This is a genomic window from Streptomyces sp. NPDC107538 (assembly GCF_055657445.1).
Genome location: NZ_JBVKAY010000023.1, coordinates 1 through 20329 on the forward strand (window position 1 = coordinate 1; position 20329 = coordinate 20329).

Consider the following 20329-nt stretch of genomic DNA (forward strand, 5'->3'; position numbering starts at 1 on the left):
CCCGCGGAGCGGGTAAGAGCCTGCTTCGCAGGCTCCCAGCGAACTGCCGCGCTGCGCGCGGCAGTTGGGAGTGAAGCCCCGCGCTGCGCGCGGGTGACGAGAGTGGAACTCCTCGCGGTGTGAGGAGTTGGCTCTGCGCTGCGCTCCGAGCCGTGTTTCCTTCTGTCAGAACTTTCGCTGAATCCGGAGGTTGGGCTGGTGCCCTTCCGGCTCTCCGCTTACGCTCCGAGCCGGCGGCTCCTTCGTCGCTTCGCTCCTTGGAAGGAGCCTTGGGGGCCGTCCGCTGCGCTCCCGGCCCAGCCCGCATTCGCGGGCGGCTGGCTACAAGGCAGGTGGCCTGGGGGTGGACAGCTGTTTCCTTCGCTCCGGAAGTTTTGGCGAATCCGGATTCGGGGTGGGTGCCTCCCTTGTGTTGGAGATTTCGGTGGCCGGGCTGTTGTGGTGTGTCCGGGCGGGTGAGGCGATGTCAGTTGGGCTCGGTTACCCAGGTGTTGAGTTTCCCTTCCTGCCCGGGCAGGTTCAGTCGTGCTGCCACCAGGTCACTGCGAGGCCCGCCAGGAGGGCTCCGATATGGCGGAGGGCTCCGGTGAGGAGCGCTCCAGAGACGAGGCGCCGCCATGAGGCGGGGGCGGGCGCCACATCATCCGGGTGCGTGGTAGTGGAGGAAGCGCGGTTCTTCTTCAGCATGGTGGGTGTCCTTCGTTTGGGCAGGGCGCGGCGGCGCACTGTGCGGGGTGTGGGGGTGGTGCAGCGGGCGGTTCGCGGGGCCGCCGGGTAGTTGTGCTGCTGGGATTGATCGTGGCAGCCGGAAGGTGGGTGCTGCATCCTCAACAGGGGTCCGGTTGACGAGAGAACGATGTAATTTCCACCCCGTGTACACCTGGGAGAGCATCAGCGGGCCTGGCACCATCGACGATCTGGTGGCGGATGCCCATGCCGCCGGCTATCCGGAGATGAACGTGCGGCGGGTTCACGACTGGATTGCGAAGGGGCTGCTGGACCAGCCGCGTCGTCGTACCCGACGGCGTGGCTCGGACAAGGCCGAGCACAGCGCCAACCAGCGCCGGCTGCTGCTGTTCCTCCTGGACAAGCGGCAGCAGGTGGCACACCTGAGCGCGCTCGCGCAGGTGCCGCTGGCCATGTGGCTGTGGTGGGACGGCTACGTGCCCACGCGGCAGGCGCAGCGGGCCTGGGTGACGTGGGTGGGGCGTGGCCGGCGCAGCCAGGAGGTGGCGCGCGAGGGCGCCGTGGGTCTGCTGCGGCAGGTCGGGCATCAGCTGGCGACCGAGACGGCTCGTACCCGGTTCGTGCGGGTGATCACCGAGCTGGGCAACGGCAAGGCGCTGACAGTGCGCGGGCGGGCCGAACTGGTGGACGCCGTGCGGGACGTGATGGAGCCCGAATCGGTGTTCGCCGCCAGCGGGCTCGTACGCGCGCTCGGGCCCGCGCAGACCCCGATAACCGTCGAGGCGGTCGTAGCCCGTATCGAGGCTCTGTGCGCCGCGCTGGGCTGCACCCTGGACGGGAAGGTGGACGGCGCGCTACTGGAGCGGGGCCGGGCCGTCCAACGTACCTCTACGGCCGGCTACCTCGCCGAGCACGGTGACCTCGCCGCCGAGGCCGGGCAACTGGCCCACCTCTTCCGTGAGCCCACCCTCCAGGAGCGGTTCGACCAGGCTGGCCAGCTACTGCTGCTCGTCCTCGGCATGCACCTGGTTCACCGCCGCACACGCATGGGCTGAGCCTGGCGCCAGGCGTAGTTCTGGTCCATGTCCGGGGAGGCACCGACAACGGCGGAACGGGCTCGGGAAGGCAATTCTGGTGGCCGTCCGCCCGTCTGCCCGGCATGCTCCGAGGATGAGTACTCCCTCCGACCTGCTCCCTGTCGTCTACGCCGACGAGTCCTCGAACTCCGGGCAGAACCTTCTCGATCCCCATCAGCCGGTGTTCACGCTGGCTGGGGTGCATCTGCCCGATGAGCTGGCCGCGTCGATCGTAGATGAGGTCCGGTCCCAGCTTCCTCCCACCCAGGGTGAGCCCAAGTACAGTTCTCTCGCCCGGTCGTCGGGGGGCCGGAGGGCTTTGAAGCGGGTCTTTGAGAGCATGCCCGAGGGAAGCGTTCGCAGTTATCTGATGGACAAGCGGTTCATGGTGGTCACAAAGCTGGTCGACGTTCTGGTGGAGCCGCTGGCCGATGCGGACGGTCTCAACCTGTATGAGGACCAGAGCGGTCTGGCCTTGGCCGAGTTGCTGCACATGGCCGGCCCGGTCCTCGGCGACGCTGCGGCCTTTCACCAGATGCTCCAGGCCTTCGTCGACTGGGTGCGTCAGCGGGTGGCGACCGACGACTTTTTCACCGCCATAGCCGCCTACAAGGCGTCGATCCCGGAGGAGCACGCGGACTTTGCCGGATGGATCGAGTTGCTGGAATGCTGCCGGGGAGTGGCCGACGCGACCGCCGCCGACCTCGCGACCGGCGAACAGCGCGACATCCTCGACCCGGCGGTGCCAGCGCTGTACTGCCTCTGCACCAGCTTCGGTGAAGGTGTCGGGCGGTTCCGTCTCGTCCATGACACCTCAAAGGTGATCGACCGGAACGCGACGCTTCTGCGCATGGTGCATCTCCTCCCGGACCTCGCCCGCCCCGGCCGCTTCAACGACCCGCTCCCGGCCGTGCAGATCGACTTCGCGGACAGCACCTCCCATCCCCAGCTCCAGATTGCGGACTGGACAGCAGGTGCGGTACGGCAATGGGCCGCCCACTTGGCAGTCGGTGGCGGTGACCGGTTCTCGGAAGAACTGGCGGACGTGGTAAAGCCCTGGGTGGTCGGCGCTGTATGGCCAGCCGGGACCGCCGATCTGCGCGCGTCCAGGCCCGGAGGGCAGTGACCGCACCACGCTCGGGCCAGCGCGACGGCCTACACCCGCCAGCGGGCCACGGCCTGGCGGCCCAGCGAGTTGACCCCGAACACGCAGGTCTATCCCCCCGAAACAGGGCACCGCACCCTCTGGTTCGAGCGCAGTTCGCGCCGCACCGATCTCCATGTGGCTACCCTCCACGCTCACCACAGCTGTCGCATCCCGGGCCAGGCGGAGCCGCCCGCCTGGCCCACCTCTATACGGCCGTCCCTGTCAGCCGCGTTCCTCGTACTGCTCGACGAGCCACAGGTACACCCGGTCGGAGCGCGCGTGTGGCGGCACGTATCAGCAGGCGTCGCAGCAAGTCTTCACCCACGGCATGCCGCCCCATATGACGTGCTTGCGGCCTGGGGACGGGCAGGTCTGGCAGGTGACCGACGCTTTCCCGACGGCCCGGTAAATCACCGCCCACACCTCGGGGCCCTGCCCCCAGGGGCCGACCTACCAGCGCAGATCCCCGACGTGTGCGCTGGTGGGCAGCGGCGCCGTGTGCTGTGCCGCGGACAGACCGCGCAGGACCTCCTCGGCGGCGGGCAGCACGGCGGTGGAGACCGTATATCCCACGGACCGGCTCGGTCCATGCCGGGCATGGCGATGGCACCGCGCTCGGCCATCACATCCAGGATGAGCGTCGAGCTTCTCCAGCGCCTCTCCTGCGGCAGTGATCTGCGCGCACAGGGCGGAGGCGGCCAACGGCCAGGCCCACGGCGCCGACGACAACGATCTTCGCCTTGTGCTTCGTGAGCAGGTTCTTCGCTGCCTCGGCGAAGGAGGTGGGCTCGCTGGGCGTGGAGTCATTCACCCGCACACATCTGCCGGACCTATCCCTTACCTGTCAGGCAATCACGCGACATCACCTGATCAAGTTCAGTAGCATTGCTGCTTGTTAGGCAACCGCTGCCCGGAATGAGGCCATGGATGTTCGTTGCGGCCGTTTACATCCGCTTCTTCCGCTCGTTCAACTTCGACTACCTCCGCAAGGCACATAAGTCCTTTGTCCCAGATCCGTGGGATCTGCTGGAGTCCAGCGATCTGCAGTATCCGTTTGTGAAGGTGCCGCTCGAGGAGAGCGTGACGACGGTCGTGGGCGCCAATGAGTCCGGCAAGAGCCAGTTGCTGTCGGCTATCAAGCATGCGCTCAGCGGGGACGGTATCGAGCGCGGCGACTTCTGCCGGTACTCGCAATTCTTCGCCGTGAACAGGTCAATGGCTTACCCGGACTTCGGGCTTGAGTTCAAGAACCTGTCGGCCAGCGAGCGGCAGGCGCTGGTCAAGGCGTGCAAGGGACGCGTCAGTGACGACGGGTTCGAAAGCTTCCACTTGTTCCGCATCGGAGGCAAGGACCCCCTGGTCTATCTGCGCCAGGGCGAGGAGTGGGCCACGCACGCCCTCAAGGACAGGAACGCTCTCGCCAGCCTCCTGCCGAGCTGGTTCGAGATCGACGCTACGGTCGCGCTCCCGGAGAGTGTCCCACTTAAATACCTGGCGGGCAGCGGGACCGCCTCACTGCGCACCAGCCCGCGCAAAGAACGCCAGGTGTTCATGAACACGCTGATGGAGAACGCTTCTTCATGGTTCAGCACCGCCGAACAGATCACCGCGGCAGCACCCAACGTCGTATCCGCGTTCACGTCCGCCAGCACGGGCACCGGAAATCATAGAGATCAACTTCTCCTCGTTGAAGATCTACTGCTGAAGGTGGCAGGAATCGACAGGAGTGCGTTCCAGGAATTGCTCAATGCCGTGGATGCCAGCAAGGACGGCTACGCCAACGGCATCGTCGCCCAGATGAACCAGGAGCTCGCCGGTTCCCTGAATTTCCCCAGGTGGTGGTCGCAGGACCACCAGTTCGAACTGCTGCTGACCCTGCGGGACCAGGATCTCGTGTTCACGATCCGGGACCGGACCGGAACGGAGTACTCAGCCGACGAGCGCAGCGGTGGGCTCAAGTACTTCCTCAGCTACTTCGTGCAGTACCTTTCTCACGAGCCACCGGCTTCCGGGGTGCCGGAAATCCTGCTGATGGATGAGCCGGACGCCTACCTGTCCAGCACGGGCCAGCAAGATCTGCTGCGCATCTTCGAGGACTTCGCCCACCCTCAGGCCCCGGAGCGTCCTGCCTGCCAGGTCGTGTACGTGACGCACTCGCCATTCCTCATCGACAAGAACCACGGTGAGCGCATCCGGGTACTGGAGAAGGGCGAAGGGGACGAGGGCACCCGTGTCGTGCGCAACGCAGCCCGCAACCACTACGAGCCGCTCCGCTCGGCGTTCGGCGGTTTCGTCGGCGAGACCACCTTCATCAGCAACTGCAATCTGATGCTCGAGGGCATGTCCGACCAGATCCTGCTCGCCGGTATGTCCGCGCGGCTGCGGCAGCAGAAGGCGCCGGCTCTGGACAACATCGACCTGAACGCGCTGACACTCGTTCCCGCGGGCTCGGCATCCCACATCCCGTACATGGTGTATCTCGCCCGGGGACGCGATGCGGACCGGCCCGCGGTCATCGTCCTCCTCGACAGCGACGAGGCGGGTGACAAAGCCCGCAAGGGTCTGCAGCGCGGGCCCCAGGGAAAAAGACTGATCGATCCCGCTCTGATCCTGCAACTGGGCGACCTTCCCTCTGACAAGGTCGGTAGCGCAGCGCCTGACGGTGTGCTCGCCATCGAAGACCTTGTTCCCCTGGAGATCGGCGTCGCCGCGGTCAAGCGCTATGCGACCGACTTCCTTGAGCCCGATGAGTCCCAGCTCGTGCAGACGCTGGACGCCGGCGACGTGGACTTCTCCGGCTGCAACGGCACGCAGGAGGCCCTTGCCAAGGCCGCCCAAGCCAAGGTTCCTGGTCTGCATCTCGACAAGGTCGGGCTGGCCCGAAGCATCATCGACTCGGTCCGGCAGGGCACCGGTCTCGATGAGGCCCTGCGGACCATGGACGCCAACTTCCGTGCACTCTTCCGTGAGCTGAACACCAGACAGCGGCGGGCCACTCGGGAGATCACCAGCGAGAAGACCCGTGCCAAGATCAAGCGGCTGAAGCGATCCTTCCTTCTCGATCACCCAGCCGGTGCGACGCGGGCTGATGCGACGCTGCTTCTTGAAGACGTCGACGCGGTCCTGGACGACTCCGTGGACGCAGAAGACCTCAAGAGCGAGATCCGCCGCGTGCGGCGCCGCTTCGAACTGGACGACGACCCCAACGACGCGATCAGCGACTTCGATGCGTTCCGCGACGAACTGGAAACGCTGGTCTACCGAGACGTCAACGAAGCCCAAGAGGAGTGAACCGCTCCACAGGCGAGCAGGCGACGGGACAGGCGGAGGAAGGTCCGTACCCGCCCTCCCAGCAAGCCCCATCCTGCCGCGCAAGAAGTACCCGGCGGGGAGAAGACAAACACAGATGGATGTGCGGCAAGACCGGCCCGATGCCCGCCTGACGCAGGGCAATTGGACGGGCCGGATCAGGGTTTGGCGCAGCAGGGCGGCGGTCTGTTCGGTGCCGTCGATCGCCCAGACAGTCCAGCCGATCCAGCTGACGCCGCGGCCTGGCTGGCTTGGAGAGGGCGGCGAGCCATACGGCTCGGTGGACGATGTCGGGGCGCAGCGCGCTGGTTGTGGGGTCGGTCCACTTCTTGCCGGGGCGGCCGTTCGCCAGGCGACTGCTGACGTGTACTGGGCCCCGTCGGTGATAGCGGCCTTCGAAAACGTCTGCAGTGCTGCAGTACCGGCGGGCAGAGCCCTTCGACGTGTGGGCGTCCATTTCTCGGCCGTGAAGCGGCGCGCGTACGGCAGCCATGCGAGCGGCGAAAGTGAGGTCGGACGGCGTTTCGTTTTATGGGCGGTCGGGATACCAGGTGGCGAGGCGCAGCAGAGGTGGAAGGTGCGGCGCGCGGCGGTGCGGTGGGTGGAGGTGGAGGCGTAGGTGGCGCCGAGTGCGAGGACGGCGGTAAGGGCCAGGAGCAGGAGGCCGGCGCCGGCGTACGCGAGTGCGGTGCGGCCCCCGGCGGTGGGGAGGAGCACTGCGGCAGCCGCGGGGGCCGTACGGGCGGGCAGGTTGCGGGCACGGCAGGATGGGGCGGGGCAGGGACGGCGAGGGCGCGCGGGCATGGGCGAGCGGCTCCTTCCGGAGGCGTACGGGCATACGGGCGGTTTCCCGGGCTCCTGTCGGGGCCTGGTGGTTTTCCCAGTTCAGCGGGTGCGGGGACGACTGTTCCCGGGTATCTCGCGGGGTTCTAAAGGGGGCGGGTAGCAAGAGGAGAGCCGAGTCCGGCGGATGTGGAGCTGATCGGGCGCCTGGCGGCGCTCGACATCGTGGTGGCGGCGGCGCAGCTGGAGCGGTGGCGGGGGCTCGGGCTGCTGCCCGGGCACACGCGGGCGTGGCTGGGGCGCGGGCGCGGCTCGGTGTCCGTCCTCGCCGAGGAGACCGTCGCCGTCGCCGTCGCCGCGGCGCTCGGCCGGCACGCGAGGCCGGGGCGGGACGTGCGCTGGACGGTGATCGCCTGGTACGCCGAGGCCGGAGGCCCGGCGCTGCCCGGCGAGTTGGAGGTACCGGAGCCGCCGTGGCCGGCCGTACGGGAGGCCCTGGTGTGGGCGATGCGGCGCTCCACGGCGCAGCGCCTGGTTGAGGCCGCCCGTACGGCGGCCCGCGGGGGCGAGCCGGAACAGGACGGCTTCTACACCCAGGCCGGACAGGTACTCGGCCGCGGGCACGCCGGACACCCGCACACCCCGACGCGATGCGGTGCGTCCTGGAGGACCCTCACGCCGAGCTCGACCACCAGGACGAGGACCGCCGCCGACGGCGCGGAGCGGTACGGCTGGCCGCGGCCGCCGCCATGGGCGTCGGCGAACTCGGCGGCGACGACCTCGTCGACGCACTCGCCACCCTCATGCCCGGCATAGAAGCGAGACGGAGAGCGTCTCCTCGGCTTCGGCGGCGAACTCCCGTGCGGCTGAGGGCTGGTGGGCCTGGGCGGCGGTGAGCGCCGTCATGCCCGCCGCGTCCAGCTCGGCGCCGGTGGGCCGTGGGCCGGCCGTCAGGTGGGCGCGCGCCTCCTGAAGCAGGGCGAGGGCCTCGGCGGTGCGTCCGGTGCGGCGCAGCGGGGTCGCGCCCGCGCGGGCCGCCGCGGCGAGCACCACCGCGTTCCCCGAGCGGCGGGCCGCCGCGCCGGCCAGGCCCGCGTATCCTCCGGCCGGCCCGGTGCGGGACTGCTTGACGGCCAGCTGCGAGGCGAGCACCCACACCCCGGCCGCCCGGGCGGCGCCCGCCGGCCCCGTGCGCACCTCGTGCTCGGCGCCGGCCAGCAGCGGCACCAGCATCTCGTCGAGCCGGCCGTAGGCGCTGGCCGCGAACAGTCTGCGGGCCACGGCGAGTTCGGAGTCCGGCACCGCCGTCCCCGGGCTCCCGGCGGCCCGCGCCGGCGCGGGCCGTACGGCCACCGCGGCCCCCGGCACCGCCCCCGTGATCAGCACACCGCGACGGTCCATCCCGCCCCCGTCCAGTCAGCGTCACCTGTCACCGGCTGTCCCATGCCTTAGTCCCGATTCAACTCGAACCAGACCACCTTCCCGGTACTCAACCGCGTCGCCCCCCACCGCCGGGCCAGCCGGTTCACCAGATACAGTCCGCGCCCGTCCTCATCGGTGGCGCGAGCCTGCCGCACCCGTGGCAACTGCGGTACGTCGTCGCCGACCTCGCAGCGCAGGACGTCGGTGCGCAGCAACCGCAGGGTGACCGGCCGCGTCGCATACCGCACGGCGTTCGTCACGACCTCGCTGACCAGCAGTTCGGCCAGGTCGGTGAGTTCCTCCAGGCCCCAACGGGCCAGCGCCTGCCGCGCGAGCCGCCGGGAACGGGCGGGTGCTGTGTCGTCCGGCTCCAGGAACCAGTACGCCACGTCGCTCGGCGCGATCCCGTCGAAGCGGGCGGCGAGCAGCGCGATGTCGTCGTCCCGGTCGCCCGGACCGAGCATGTCGAGCACCTCGTCGCAGAGCGCCTCCAGCGGCGGCGGATGGTCCGGCCCGGTCAGCCGCGCGGTCGCGGCGAGCTTCTCACGGAGCTGTTCTATGCCGGTCGTCACGTCGCGCAGGCGGGACTCGACGAGCCCGTCGGTGTACAGGAGCAGTGTCGCTCCGGCGGGCGCGTCCAGTTCCACGGCCTCGAAGTCCACGCCGCCGACGCCGATCGGGGCGCCTGGGGGCACCCGGAGGACCTCGGCCCGGCCACCCAGGTGAAGCAGGACGGGCGGCGGATGACCGGCGCTGGCCATGGTGATCCGGTGCGATACCGGGTCGTAGACGGCGTACAGACACGTCGCCATGCGATCGGTGCCGAGCCGCTGGGCCTGCTCGTCGAGATGGTGGAGCACCTCCTGCGGTGGAAGGTCCATGCCCGCGAGGGTCTGGGCCGTCGTCCGCAGCTGCCCCATGATCGCGGCGGAGGCCATGGAGTGGCCCATGACGTCACCGACGACCAGCGCCACACGGCTGCCCGGCAGAGGGATCGCGTCGTACCAGTCGCCGCCGACTCGCGCCGTCTCGGCGGCCGGCAGATAGCGCGAGGCCAGCCGGACACCCGTGGGCCGCGGGAGGGTCTCCGGCAGCATGGTGCGCTGGAGCTCGTCGGCGATGTACGCCTCGCGGCCGTACAGCACCGCCTTGTCGATGCCGAGCGCGCTGTGCGTGGCGAGCTGGGCGGCGACCAGGAGGTCGTCGGGCTCGAAGGGAATGCTGTCGGTGCCGCGCAGGAAGACTGCGGCGCCGATGACGCGGCGGCGGCCGCGCAGCGGGGCCAGGATGGCACGTTGCCCGCCCGGGACGGCCAACTCGCTCCCCTCGCCGAGAAGTTCCGGCAGCGCGGCTTGGGACGCGGGGGAGTCCGTGAAGACCGGACGCACGCCACGCAGCACCTCGGCGAGCGCACCGCCCGTGCGCACCTCGCACAGCTCGGCGGTGACGGCCGCCAGTTCGGTCAGCTCCGTCGGCTCCGGCCGCAGCGCGGAAAAAGCGAAGCCGCCCTCGGTGTCCTGCTCCTCCGGTATCCGGTCGGTGCGGCGCAGCCGCAGCGGTCCCGTGGGCCTCTGGTCGCCGACCGGCAACGGGTCGCGCAGATAGACCAGGATCGCGTCGGAGAACGCCGGCACGGCGGCCCGGCACAGCCCCAGCACGATCTCGTCGAGGTCGATGCCGCGGGCGATCCGCCGGGTCGCGGCGCCTACGAAGCGCAGCCGGTCCCCATCCCGCCACATCGGCGTGGACCGCCCGGGCAGTGTGTGGCCGCGACGGATGGCCTCTTCGACACCCTGCTGAGCAAAGCCACCCTCAGTTACGGGCCGCACCCGAGGACGTGCAGGAAGTCGCCGCTTGAGTGCGGCGAGAGAAGCCTCGACATCCAGGACCGGCTCCAGTGCTTCGGCAACGGCGGCTTCGGTTGCCTGCGTTACCGACATCAGCGCCTTCTCATCCTCGGTGAGCGGCACCGCGGACGACGGGGGCCTCGCAGAAACCATAGGATCGGCAGGCTGTGCGGACGGGGGAGGTGTAGACCGCCTGGTCCTGAGCGGGGCGCCCCTGGCATCCAGCAGTTCGGAGTCAGAACGTTCAGGAAGTCCAGCAGACGACTCAGCCATGGTGTCCTCCCTCCTCATCGTCCAAGATGCCCAGTAGTTCCGGCCGGAACAGCTCCAGCGCCCGGCGGGCTTCAGCAATATGAACCCGCACCGTCGACTGCGTTATGCCCATCTCTTCAGCGACCTCGGCGGGGCTCAACCCCGCGATACAGCGCAAGGCCATGGCCTGGCGGGGCCGTTCCTTCAAGCGTGCCATCTCCTCGCACACCTTGCGGTAGACGTCCCTGAGGTGGACCTCAGCAGCCAGGTCGGGCGTGCCGGCTGGGCCGTCGTGACGCCCGAGATCCAAGGGAACATCGGGGCTGCGGTGCCGCAGGGCTGCACGGACCACCGTGACCGCCAGCCATCCGCCCCAGTTCTTGACAGGCGGCTTCGTGTGATCGCCCATCCGGAGCCAGCACTGTATGAAAGCCTCCTGCACCGCGTCATCCGCCGCGCCGAATTGGCCCGCTGCGACCACATACGCCTTGCGCATCAAAGCCGGGTGCCACTGCCGGTACAGGGAGTCGAAGACGTCCTCGCTCACCCGGCCCCGGCCCCGTTCCCGTCTCGGCCACGGGATCGCACCACCCAGGTGATCCCGTTCTCATCCGTCACCTGAACGCTGCCACCTCGCCCCGGCAATCTGCGCAGTACAGCCGTCATTGTCTTGCGCCGGCTGCGCTCACGCAGCTGAAACGCCAAAGCCCGTAACACCGCAACCATCCCGGCGCCACCCGCCGCCGCCAGTGCGGCGCCCAGGGCCGACCATGTGACCACCGATCATCCTCCTCGGCCACCGAACCTGCTCGATGTCCTACAGAGGCCGCAGCGCCAAAAAACGCTTACGCCGAAGGCGGTAGCAGTCGGCGAACTGTACGACGACGGGGAGGAGTTCGTCTGCGGCGGGCCAGCCCTGGTTGGCCCCGCGATCCGGCAGGTCGACGAGGTTGGGCCATGCGGCAAGGTCGGCGTGCGCGGGCCGGCTGGGTGCGTACGAGGTGCTCGACGACGACGAGGTCGGCCCAGAGGCCGCGGCCGGTGCGGACGGGGAGAAGGACGTCGTCGCCGGCCCGTACGCCGAGCTCGGTGGCTCCCGCTTCGGTGAGTTCCCACGGGTGCGCGTGGGTTCCGTCGGGGCCGGACCCGGCGCCCTCGACCTCCCGCTGCTCCTCGGCGGTCCGGGCACGCAGGAAGTCGCACAGTCGTACACCATGGGGCGCCCGGTCATCGCGGCTCCGCAGGGCAGACCTGGCCCCGCCCGGGCGCAGCGGCGACACGCGTCGGCGCGTTGCGGCGTTCTGTACGTCATCGAGAGGCTCACATACCCCTCATCATCCCTCAAACTCAGTCATAATAACTGGTCAGCCCCGGGGGCGAGGGCCTTCGTACGGCAGCGCGCAGCAGACCGTCCCTTGAAGGGACGGGGCCGGCCGTTGGCCGGCGGTGGGGCGTGCCCCCCTGGCGGGGGCCGCGTGGGGGTGGGGGTCGGGTCCCTGGTCGGTCGGGTGCGGGCCCGGGGCCGCTGGCCCCGGAGCGGGAGAGGTTGTCGGCAGCCCAGGGCCTCACAACTTTTTCGGGTGAGAGGTGTAACGGGCTGGCGGGTTCGCGCTACCTCCTTGTGTAAGGGGGTGTTGTACGCCCCGCAACCGGCAGAGCAAGGACGGCTGATGGCCCCTGCAGAGAGCAGGTGCGCGTGAGCACGCACACCGGGCGTCCAGAGGGTGACGACACCGCTCGCGGAGGTGAGGAGACGTCTTCTCCTCCACCGGAAGCGGTCCGCGCCTACTCCGATTTCGTACGCGGCCATCTGCGTCGCGCGGTCCGGCTGAGCGGCGTCCTCGGCTTGACCGGAGCAGAGGCCGAGGAGGTGGCACAGGCCGCCCTTGAGATCGTCTGGGTGCGCTGGCCCCAGCTGATGCACTGGGAGCCGGGCAGACAGGCCGGATACCTCAACGGCATCGTGAGGAACCTGGTGGTCGGGCACATCCGCGGCGAGGAACTCCGCAGGAAGCTGATGGAGCGCCTGGCACGGACGGATCCCGACCTGGTCGTCGTCGGCGGCGAGATCGTCACCACCTCACGCGCGGACATCCCGCACCAGGCTGCCGAGGACGCTCAGAGCGAGCAGGAACTCGAACATTTTCTCAACCATCCGAAGTTGAACGGCAACTACCGCGACAGTCTGCGCGGCGTCGACGCCGGCCAGTGCACGAGGGAACGTGCTCAAGCCAAGGGCGTCACCGAGGAGGCGGAGCGCGTGGCGACCCACCGGGCACGGCGCAGAATCCAGCAGATCATGAAGCACGAGGGAGGAGAGAACCAGTGACGCACCACGACGGGGACACCCCGGTCAACGGAAACGACCAGGACGGCATGCACAGGGACTGGTTCAGGGGCATCCCTGGCCTCGGGACTTCCTCACAGGGCGAGCGGGTTCCGCTCGATGATCTCGACGACGACTTCAGCCAGTTCATCGGCTACGTCGGCGAATCCGCGTTCGATGAGCAGGAGCATGACGAACTCGTCGGCCGGCTGATGCGTGAAGGCGATGTCCTGCGCACCGAGCTGGGCCTGCCCGGGTTCTCGTCCGCTGACATGCCGCCCTGCGCCAGTCCTGCCGGGGTGTGGGACGAATTGTTCGCGGAACATGCCGACGGCGCAGTCCTCGGACTGGACGTTCTCCGCTTCGCCTTGGCCCAGGTACGCGTCGACCGGGCCCGCACGAAGCTTCCCTGGCGACGTGCTCGGCTCGGACGCCTCGAAGCCGATCTGACGTCGATCTTGGAACCCAGTCCGGCGTCGAACTTCGCAGCCTCTTATGCATCCATGACGGAGCAGGTGCTCGGTGCGACGCGGTACAGCGAGCGCGTGCGGCGCATGGAACAAGTGCTCGGTGCGCCGTACACAGCGAGCGAGCGCGTGCGGCGCATGGTCGTGCGGTACAAGGCGGACCTGGCCCGCTGGTTCTGCATGCTGTACGGCTCGGTGGTCCTGACGGGATATGTGGCCTTCAGCGTGCCCGCGTGGCTCAGCACCGGCTCTTGGGTGCTGCTGGGGCTCGCCGCCGCCTCCTGGTGGCACTACCTCGGTGAGGATCTTCACGAGCCCGGCATCGACCAGCAGCTTGCTCCGAACAAGGACGATCAGCGGACGTGACGAGAAGGGGTGTAACGCGAACGGCCCGTTGCCCTACCTCCATACGAGGCAGCAAGGCAGCGGGTCCGTTCCGCGCCCCCGAGATCACAGCACCGAGGAGAACACCGTGTCGGAGAACCGCAAGCGTCCCCAGCGGCAGCCGCGCAAGACCGCCCAGAGCGCCATCCGTCCGGACCGGCGGGTCACCCTGTCCGTGCCGATCCCCGAGCGCACCACTCTGTCCGGGGCAACGGCCTTCACGGGCAGCAGCGCGCTCGCCACCGGCATCGTCTCCGGCCACGCGCCCACCGAGCCTGTCCACATCATCGCCCTGGTCGCGCTGGTCATCGCCACCATGGCCTACGACATCGCCCGCAAGACCCTCCACGCGCGTCAACGCACCTGACCCCTACACACCCCACGCCGCGGCCGCCTCCAGATGCCCCCGCCCCGCCGGGACCGGGGGCATCGTCATGTCCTCCCGATGTGGGCGGAGCTTCCCAGCGTGGCGGCCCCTTTCAGGCTCGTGAGCGGCTGCGGCCGGCGCCGCGGCGGGCCGGGTGCGGCGTGGGGCGGTTCACCGGCGGGCGGCGGCGTCAACGTCGTCGGCGTTGACAAGCACCGCCCTCAACTCTTCCAGTGCAGCCGGGAGTTCGGTCTGGGGCAGGGCGGTGGCGGCGTCCAGCAGGGCGCGGGCGTGGTGTCGCACGGCCGTCTCCCGCCATGTCCCGGGGGCGTGGGTGACCAGCAGAGCGGCCAGCAGCAGGGCGTCGGCACGGTCGGGGTGGGCGGCGGCGCGTTCGACGACGAGGTCGGCGTCGGTCAGGGCCGGGAGTGCTCGGCGCTCGCTCGCATCAGCTCCAGCCACACCGTCTGCCCTATGGCCGCGTCCGCGAAGGCGCCCGCGCCGGCGAGCGCACCCGCCGGCAGACCGGGGGCTGCGAGCGCGGCCCGCCACAGGCCCACAGCCGCCTGCACCCGCGCCTGCTCGGCCGGCGGGAGCGGGCCGTCGGCGCCGGTGTGCGGGGTGCGGGCGGCGATCGCCTCCAGCAGGCGGGAGACCGCGGCCACGCCCTCGCCGGTGCCGTCCGCCAACTCGGCCCACCATGCGGCGGGTTCGCCGAGGAGGGCGGGGTCGTCCAGGAGGGTGTGTGCGAGGTGCTCGGCGGCGCCGGGCATGCCGGCGCGCAGCGCGGCGAGGAGCTCGGCCCGGTCCAGGGCGGCGAGCAGCTGCCCGTCGGGGCCGCCCCAGCGCAGCCATGAGGCGGCCGGCGAGGGCCGGCCGGGCACGAGACCGTACAGGGCGGTGCGGTGGGCGGCGGCGAACGCGGGCGCGTGGTGGTGCAGGGCGGCAGGTGCACCCCGATCGCGGTGGCCACCGCTTCCTGGCCGGCGTGCGGGACGAGGACGCCGGCGGCCGTGTCCAGGACCTCCTCGGGCATCTCGCCGGTGGTCCGGGCCTGATGGACGGCGTACTCCAACAGGCAGCCCAGCGCCCGGACTTCCGGGTAGCCAAGCCCTGCACCGAGACGCACAAATACGCCGTCACCGACAAGTCCGGCGCGAAGTGGTCCTGCCGCGACAAGTACCTGCCCTGCTACCTGCGCTCCCGCGTCTGAGCCGCACGGTCACGACGGCAGCCATACGGCCTCTCAAGCGGGGACGGTCGGGGCGGTCGGCGAGAACGGCGGCCGCGGCGAGGTAGAACGCGCCGGGCTCCGGCAGCTACAGGGCCGCCAGGACAGCGGGCACGCCGGCCGTCCAGGCGGCCGGGTCGGCGGCGTGCAGGACCATCGCGTAGCCGTCGACGTCCTCGGCAGCGGGCAGAGCAGCGACGGCCGCCGCCAGCCCGCCGGCGGCGGTCACCTCGGCCAGGTCCTCGGCGTCCAACACCCTGGTCGTAGCCTGTGACTTCATTCGCTGACCGCCAGAAGAACACCCGGCGAGGACCCTGTTCGACCTGCATGTTCCATGATCGGTTGAGATACGACTCCTCAGGGTGATGTCGTCGGAGCTGGAGGTGCTGTGGGCCGCACCATGCGCTCGGTGGGCGGACCGGCACCGCGAGGTGCCGGTCCTGTACTCGCCGCCCCTGCAGCCGACCGGGTACCAGAACCTGCGGGTGTCCGATCGGGACGGCTACGCCACCGGCCGTCTGGTGTGGAGGGTGTGCGACACCCGGCGTCGTAGTCGTGGGAAGGCCGCCTCGCGCAAGATCCGCGACGCTCACGGCGAGCGGGTCCTCGGAGCGTCCGGTCCTCGTGCGTGCTGGCAGCCGCGCCGTCGCGCACGGCCGCGCAGTTTGGTACCACGTCCGGTACCAAGCGAGGTACCTTGAACCCATGCCTGCACTCAATGTGGAATTCAGCGAGGACGAGATGGCGCGGCTGCGCGAACGGGCGGCTCTGGCGGGCCGCAGCCTGAAGCAGCACGTCCACGACGTGACCGTGGAGGAAGCCGACCGGCTCGCCTTCGTGGAGGGTGCGGTCGCCGAAGCCGCCCGGGTGCTGCCCGGCGTCGAGGCCCGCTTCCCTGCGGGACAGCGATGAGCCCGATCATCCGCGTCGATGTCGGCTGGGTCCTGCAGATCCAGTCGGCGATCTCCCCGCTGAACGTGCCCATCTCGGACTGGGGCAGCCTGGGGTACATGGCCGACCGGCACAAGTTCGAGCGGGAGCTCGGCGTCCTGTACTACGAGGAGGTCGCCTCCCGGGCCGCGACCTTCCTGCACACCGCACTGCTGCTGAGGCCGTTCACCGACTACAACCTGGTCATCGGCTGGGCCTGCACCAGCCAGTACATGCATCTCTCCGGCCGGCCTCTCCAGCCCAAGGACGATGACCTGTACGAACTCGCCCGGGCCATCCGCGGACAGGAAGCCGATCTGCGTACTGTCGCACAGCGCCTGGAGTCCTGGCACAGCGAGTGACACGGCCTTCGCCGCAGCGGTCGGAGCGGGAGGAGCGCCGCTTGAGCAGGGCGGTTGTGTTGTCTGTTGTGATGTGCCCGGCCGTGGGCCGAGGTGTTCTCCGGAGGAACCGTGCAGTTCACTGTCCTGCCTGTCCGCGGGCGGCCTGTCTCCCCTGTGCCGGGGCAAGCCTTCCTGGTTCGGGACAACTGGGATGACTACAGCTTCAAGACGACGTTCCAGCTGCTCTGTGTCGATCCACGCGGCGAGGTCAGGGAGATCGGCGCGGTCAAGATCGGCCGGTTCGGCATGACAGCACCGGCCAGGACGCCGCTGCCGGAGGACTTCGAGACCCTGGAGGGAGACTTCTTCTCGCTCGGGCTGAGGGACGCCTACTACGAACGGCTTCGCGAGCTGGGTCCCGAGCTGCAGCGCACCGTCCTGCGGGCTCTCAACGACATCTCCTTCGATCTGGACCTCTTCTCCCGCGCCCGCACCGAGGATGTGACGGGCACGTCCCTGCTCCGCACCGTTACCCCCGACACCGTCATCGGCCGCTTCAGGGGCAGTACCATCCCCGCAGGACCATCGGCGGCCATCACCGACGTCACCCGACGGCACCTGTTCGACGCGCTGCGCAGCACGGGGGCGAGCTGGTCGGGCAGCGTGGGCGAAGTCACCTTCCTACGCCGGCTGTACGACCTGGACCGGCTGACAAGTCATGACCCGCGGTTCGCAACGGCCGAGGGCGACATCGTCCAGCACCGCTTCAACAACCCCGGGGACTGGGAGGACGACTGGGTCTTCGGCGACGACCGTTTTGGGCTCGCGGACGGCGCCGACGAGGTCCTGCTGCGCTTCCTCGCGGAGATGATCCACCCTGCCGTGCGGACGGATTCCGGTGAGGTCGAGCGGCTGCTGGCACTGCTCAACGGCATGCTGGCCCCCGACGGCTACGAGCTCGCCGAGACCCGCACCGTCAGCGGCTACCCGGTGTACGGGGCCCGCCGGATACCTGCACGCCCCCGCACCGCACCCGCCGCTCCCCCGGCCGCCGCGACGTCCGTACCCGGACAGGGCGCCTACGCCGCGGTGCGCCACGCCGCTCGCGGCGAGCGCAAGGATTACGCATGCCCGCGCAAACCAGTACCGGACGGGGCCCAGGCGGACGTGTTCGAGGCCATACACAAGCCCACCCGCACGACCGTGGCGTTGAAGAAGCTGCACAGCAAGTACCCGGCCGAACGCCAAGTGGCCCGGATGAAGCGGGAGATCGAGGTCGGCCAGCAGCTGGAGGATCATCCGCACGCCATGCCGGTTCTCGACTTCGGCGCCGACCACACCTGGTTCGTGATGCCGTGGGCGGACGCGACCGCCGCCCAACGCCAAGAGCTGCTGCGGGAGCCGGCCGAGCTGCGCGCCCTGGTCGACGCTCTGGTATCGGTGCTGGCCGTCGCGCACAAGGACGGCTGGCTGCACCGTGACATCAAACCGTCGAACATCCTCTACTTCGACGGCCGCTGGACTCTCGCCGACTGGGGCATCGTCCGCCGGCCGCGCGGCCAGACCACCAAGGTGGGCCGCACCGGCCGCTACATCGGCACCGAGGGCTTCGCCGCCCCCGAACTGTCCGTGGCACCTCATGAGGCCACGGCGTCCAGCGACATCTACAGCATCGGCAGAGTCGTCGCCTGGGCCCTCACCGGAAAGCTGCCGGAGACCAACCTGCCGCTGACGCCCCCTCCCGGCCCGTGGCGCTCCATCGTCCGCGCCACCACGCATCTGGATCCGCAGCGTCGTCCTCAGAGTGTCGGCGAGCTGCTCGCCCTGATCGACCGCGAGCACGCGGACATCCCCGAAGACCCTTTCGAGAGCGCCCAGGCGCTGCTCGAAGCTGCGGGCACCGGCGACGCGGCCGCCGCGGACGCGCTGCTGGCCTTGGCCGGTGATCACCCCGAGGACTACGAACTCCACGTCGGTGTGCTCGCCCGCCTCGACATCCAGCAGGCGGGAGCGGCCCTCGAACGGGAGCCCGTACGAGCTCACGGCCTCCTGCGTGCCCTGGCCGAGCACGTACACGGAGACGACACCCACATGGTGCAGTTCGGTGACGCCGCAGCGGTCGTGATCTGGCTCCACGGCGTGTGCGCCCACGCCGCCGGCCAGTCCGACTGGGATCTGCTAGAGGAGGCCGCCCACACCATGTGCACCTGGGACGGCGCCTGGGACCAGTGGAGCGCCCAGGACAAGATCGTTCCCTGGCTGCGGGCTCTGAAGAGCGAAGCCGCATCCGTCATGGCCGCCGTCCTGCGCGAACACCCGGAATCCGCCCAGCACTTCAGCCACATCGCCGACGACCGCACCGCCGACTCCCGTATACGCCAGGCAGTACGCACCAGCACGGACACGGTCGCCGTACCGGTGCGGCAGGCCGTGTCCGGAGCCGGATCGGGCGGCGGGCTGCGGGTCGGGCAGGGCCTGCCCGACCGCGAGCGGGAGATGCGAGTCGCCTACCAGCAGTTGGCCGAAGCGGGGCTGGGGCAGGCCGCCGCCGAGGCATGGGCTCACGGCCGGGCCGCTCTGCAGGACCTGCACCACGAGCGGGACGGCGAGCCGGGCTGGACGCTGTGCCTGGTGCCCGGTCGGCCTGCGGCCGCCATCGCCGCGCCCGTCTGGCAGGCGATCGTCGACGCCGGCCGGCATGCACCGGGCCCAGACCCGCTCGCGGCCATCGGCTTTCCGACCCCGGCCAAGGGCACGGACACGCCGTGGGTGATCCCGGCCGGCTCCCGGAGCGTGGACCTCGACGGCGGATCATGGGGCGCGGGCCACCTGACGTGTTCAGAGAGCGGCATGTGGGGGTGGCAGCCGATCCCCCGCTTCAGCCTCGCCCAGGGCCGCTCCGCCGAGATCGGGACCGCCGGCCAGACACCGGCGCTGCGCGTGCGCGCGGTGGTGAACCTGCCCTGGGACGAGACAGGCACCCTGGAGATCAGCAAGCCCCGGCGCACGCTGCTCGAACAGCAGCTTCCGTACAGCGCGGTGGCCGGGGCGGCGACGCTACTGTCCAGGCGACGGGGCACGGACCTGCCCGCCGCTCTCTGGGCACGGGGGCCGTTCAACAACTCGACCCGTTCCCTCGCCTACACCTGCACGATCACCGCACCGGACGGCAGACCGGCCGTGACAGCCTCTGTCATGCTCACCCTGCCCACCCCGATGCAGTCCACCGTGGTCGCCTGCGCGGACGTCCGGATCGAGAGCACCTCGGCGTGGGCGGCAGCTCTTGACCCCGGCTGGGACACGCAGCTGGGCCTCGATGAGGTCCAGGCCCTCCTGCTGAGTGCGTGGGAGACAGCCGCGGAGCTGCTGCCCGAAGCCGTCGGCGCCTCAGCGGGGCTGTCGTGGGCCGCCCCGCCCACCACCGAACTGCGCATCACGTGCGAACAGCCCGCCGACAACGGCGTCCTTCCCGGCCTGGACACGCTCGTCGACCTCACCGTGCTCGGCACCAGCGACCGCGGTCCCAGACCGCAGCTGGCCGTCACCGTCATCGCCGCACCGGCCATGGGCCACGAGACACGCCAGAGCCTGCTGCGGGAGGCACTGGCGTACATGGCACGCGAGTTCGGGTACATCGACGCGGAGGCGGACCTGCTGTAGGCGAGCGGCGCCTCCAACAGGAGGTGCCCCGACGCCTGTCAGCGGGCTGCCTTGGGTGGCCGGTGGGGATTTAGGTGAGTCGGTGCCGGGGCTGCGG

General features: G+C 69.9%; 18 protein-coding genes. 11 read left to right on the forward strand and 7 right to left on the reverse strand.

The genetic code is table 11. From position 1 onward, the window contains the following. The first annotated feature begins 872 nt into the window (after positions 1–872). Together ACZ7MG_RS41360 and ACZ7MG_RS41365 are read left to right on the forward strand one after the other, a co-directional pair. Complete coding sequence (locus tag ACZ7MG_RS41360; protein WP_471396473.1) at positions 873–1742, forward strand: hypothetical protein; 870 nt, start codon at positions 873–875, stop codon at positions 1740–1742. A gap of 115 nt (positions 1743–1857) precedes the next feature. Continuing rightward, the gene (locus ACZ7MG_RS41365; protein WP_471396475.1) at positions 1858–2889 is read left to right on the forward strand and encodes a DUF3800 domain-containing protein; all 1032 of its coding nucleotides are present in this window, start codon (positions 1858–1860) and stop codon (positions 2887–2889) included. Between the two features lie 471 nt (positions 2890–3360). Here ACZ7MG_RS41365 and ACZ7MG_RS41370 read toward each other — a convergent pair whose 3' ends face one another. Further along, on the reverse strand, positions 3361–3483 hold the full coding sequence (locus ACZ7MG_RS41370) for a hypothetical protein (RefSeq protein WP_471396477.1): 123 nt from the start codon (positions 3481–3483) through the stop codon (positions 3361–3363). Positions 3484–3837: 354 nt separating this feature from the next. Here ACZ7MG_RS41370 and ACZ7MG_RS41375 point away from each other — a divergent pair, with 354 nt between their 5' ends. Both ACZ7MG_RS41375 and ACZ7MG_RS41380 read left to right on the forward strand, forming a co-directional pair. Continuing rightward, the gene (locus ACZ7MG_RS41375; protein ID WP_471396480.1) at positions 3838–6201 is read left to right on the forward strand and encodes an AAA family ATPase; all 2364 of its coding nucleotides are present in this window, start codon (positions 3838–3840) and stop codon (positions 6199–6201) included. Positions 6202–7191: 990 nt separating this feature from the next. Continuing rightward, positions 7192–7818, forward strand: a complete 627-nt coding sequence (locus ACZ7MG_RS41380) for a hypothetical protein (protein WP_471396482.1) — start codon at positions 7192–7194, stop codon at positions 7816–7818. Here the strand turns inward: ACZ7MG_RS41380 and ACZ7MG_RS41385 are convergent. From ACZ7MG_RS41385 to ACZ7MG_RS41395, 3 genes are all read right to left on the reverse strand, one after another. Beyond that, positions 7804–8403, reverse strand: coding sequence for a hypothetical protein (locus ACZ7MG_RS41385; protein ID WP_471396485.1), 600 nt, complete (start codon positions 8401–8403; stop codon positions 7804–7806). The genes ACZ7MG_RS41380 and ACZ7MG_RS41385 overlap by 15 nt on opposite strands. A 47-nt stretch (positions 8404–8450) precedes the next feature. Continuing rightward, positions 8451–10364, reverse strand: coding sequence for an ATP-binding SpoIIE family protein phosphatase (locus ACZ7MG_RS41390; RefSeq protein ID WP_471396488.1), 1914 nt, complete (start codon positions 10362–10364; stop codon positions 8451–8453). A 172-nt stretch (positions 10365–10536) separates the two neighbouring features. Beyond that, positions 10537–11070, reverse strand: a complete 534-nt coding sequence (locus tag ACZ7MG_RS41395; protein WP_471396491.1) for an RNA polymerase sigma factor — start codon at positions 11068–11070, stop codon at positions 10537–10539. Positions 11071–12219: 1149 nt separating this feature from the next. Here ACZ7MG_RS41395 and ACZ7MG_RS41400 point away from each other — a divergent pair. The 3 genes from ACZ7MG_RS41400 (at position 12220) to ACZ7MG_RS41410 (ending at position 14067) form a co-directional block, all read left to right on the forward strand. Then, positions 12220–12852 (forward strand): RNA polymerase sigma factor, encoded by a 633-nt coding sequence (locus ACZ7MG_RS41400; protein WP_471396494.1) that lies wholly within the window; start codon positions 12220–12222, stop codon positions 12850–12852. Next, positions 12849–13682 (forward strand): hypothetical protein, encoded by an 834-nt coding sequence (locus ACZ7MG_RS41405; RefSeq protein WP_471396495.1) that lies wholly within the window; start codon positions 12849–12851, stop codon positions 13680–13682. Before ACZ7MG_RS41400 ends, ACZ7MG_RS41405 begins: the two co-directional genes overlap by 4 nt. Before the next feature lie 106 nt (positions 13683–13788). Then, positions 13789–14067, forward strand: a complete 279-nt coding sequence (locus tag ACZ7MG_RS41410) for a hypothetical protein (protein ID WP_471396498.1) — start codon at positions 13789–13791, stop codon at positions 14065–14067. A gap of 171 nt (positions 14068–14238) precedes the next feature. Here ACZ7MG_RS41410 and ACZ7MG_RS41415 read toward each other — a convergent pair whose 3' ends face one another. Together ACZ7MG_RS41415 and ACZ7MG_RS41420 are read right to left on the reverse strand one after the other, a co-directional pair. Further along, positions 14239–14529, reverse strand: coding sequence for a hypothetical protein (locus tag ACZ7MG_RS41415; RefSeq protein WP_471396501.1), 291 nt, complete (start codon positions 14527–14529; stop codon positions 14239–14241). Further along, positions 14484–14951, reverse strand: coding sequence for a hypothetical protein (locus tag ACZ7MG_RS41420; RefSeq protein WP_471396503.1), 468 nt, complete (start codon positions 14949–14951; stop codon positions 14484–14486). Before ACZ7MG_RS41420 ends, ACZ7MG_RS41415 begins: the two co-directional genes overlap by 46 nt. Before the next feature lie 65 nt (positions 14952–15016). Between ACZ7MG_RS41420 and ACZ7MG_RS41425 the strand changes: the two genes are divergently transcribed. Next, positions 15017–15280, forward strand: a complete 264-nt coding sequence (locus tag ACZ7MG_RS41425; protein ID WP_471396504.1) for a hypothetical protein — start codon at positions 15017–15019, stop codon at positions 15278–15280. Positions 15281–15386: 106 nt separating this feature from the next. Here the strand turns inward: ACZ7MG_RS41425 and ACZ7MG_RS41430 are convergent, their stop codons facing one another. Further along, positions 15387–15578: a hypothetical protein gene (locus tag ACZ7MG_RS41430; RefSeq protein ID WP_471396506.1), complete on the reverse strand. Its 192-nt coding sequence runs from the start codon at positions 15576–15578 to the stop codon at positions 15387–15389. Between the two features lie 425 nt (positions 15579–16003). On the opposite strand from ACZ7MG_RS41430, the gene ACZ7MG_RS41435 reads away from it, so the two are divergent. From ACZ7MG_RS41435 to ACZ7MG_RS41445, 3 genes are all read left to right on the forward strand, one after another. Then, positions 16004–16210 (forward strand): hypothetical protein, encoded by a 207-nt coding sequence (locus ACZ7MG_RS41435; protein ID WP_334661266.1) that lies wholly within the window; start codon positions 16004–16006, stop codon positions 16208–16210. Beyond that, positions 16207–16590, forward strand: coding sequence for a hypothetical protein (locus ACZ7MG_RS41440; RefSeq protein WP_471396509.1), 384 nt, complete (start codon positions 16207–16209; stop codon positions 16588–16590). Before ACZ7MG_RS41435 ends, ACZ7MG_RS41440 begins: the two co-directional genes overlap by 4 nt. Positions 16591–16746: 156 nt before the next feature. Further along, on the forward strand, positions 16747–20232 hold the full coding sequence (locus ACZ7MG_RS41445) for an AbiJ-related protein (protein ID WP_471396511.1): 3486 nt from the start codon (positions 16747–16749) through the stop codon (positions 20230–20232). Positions 20233–20329 lie beyond the last annotated feature (97 nt).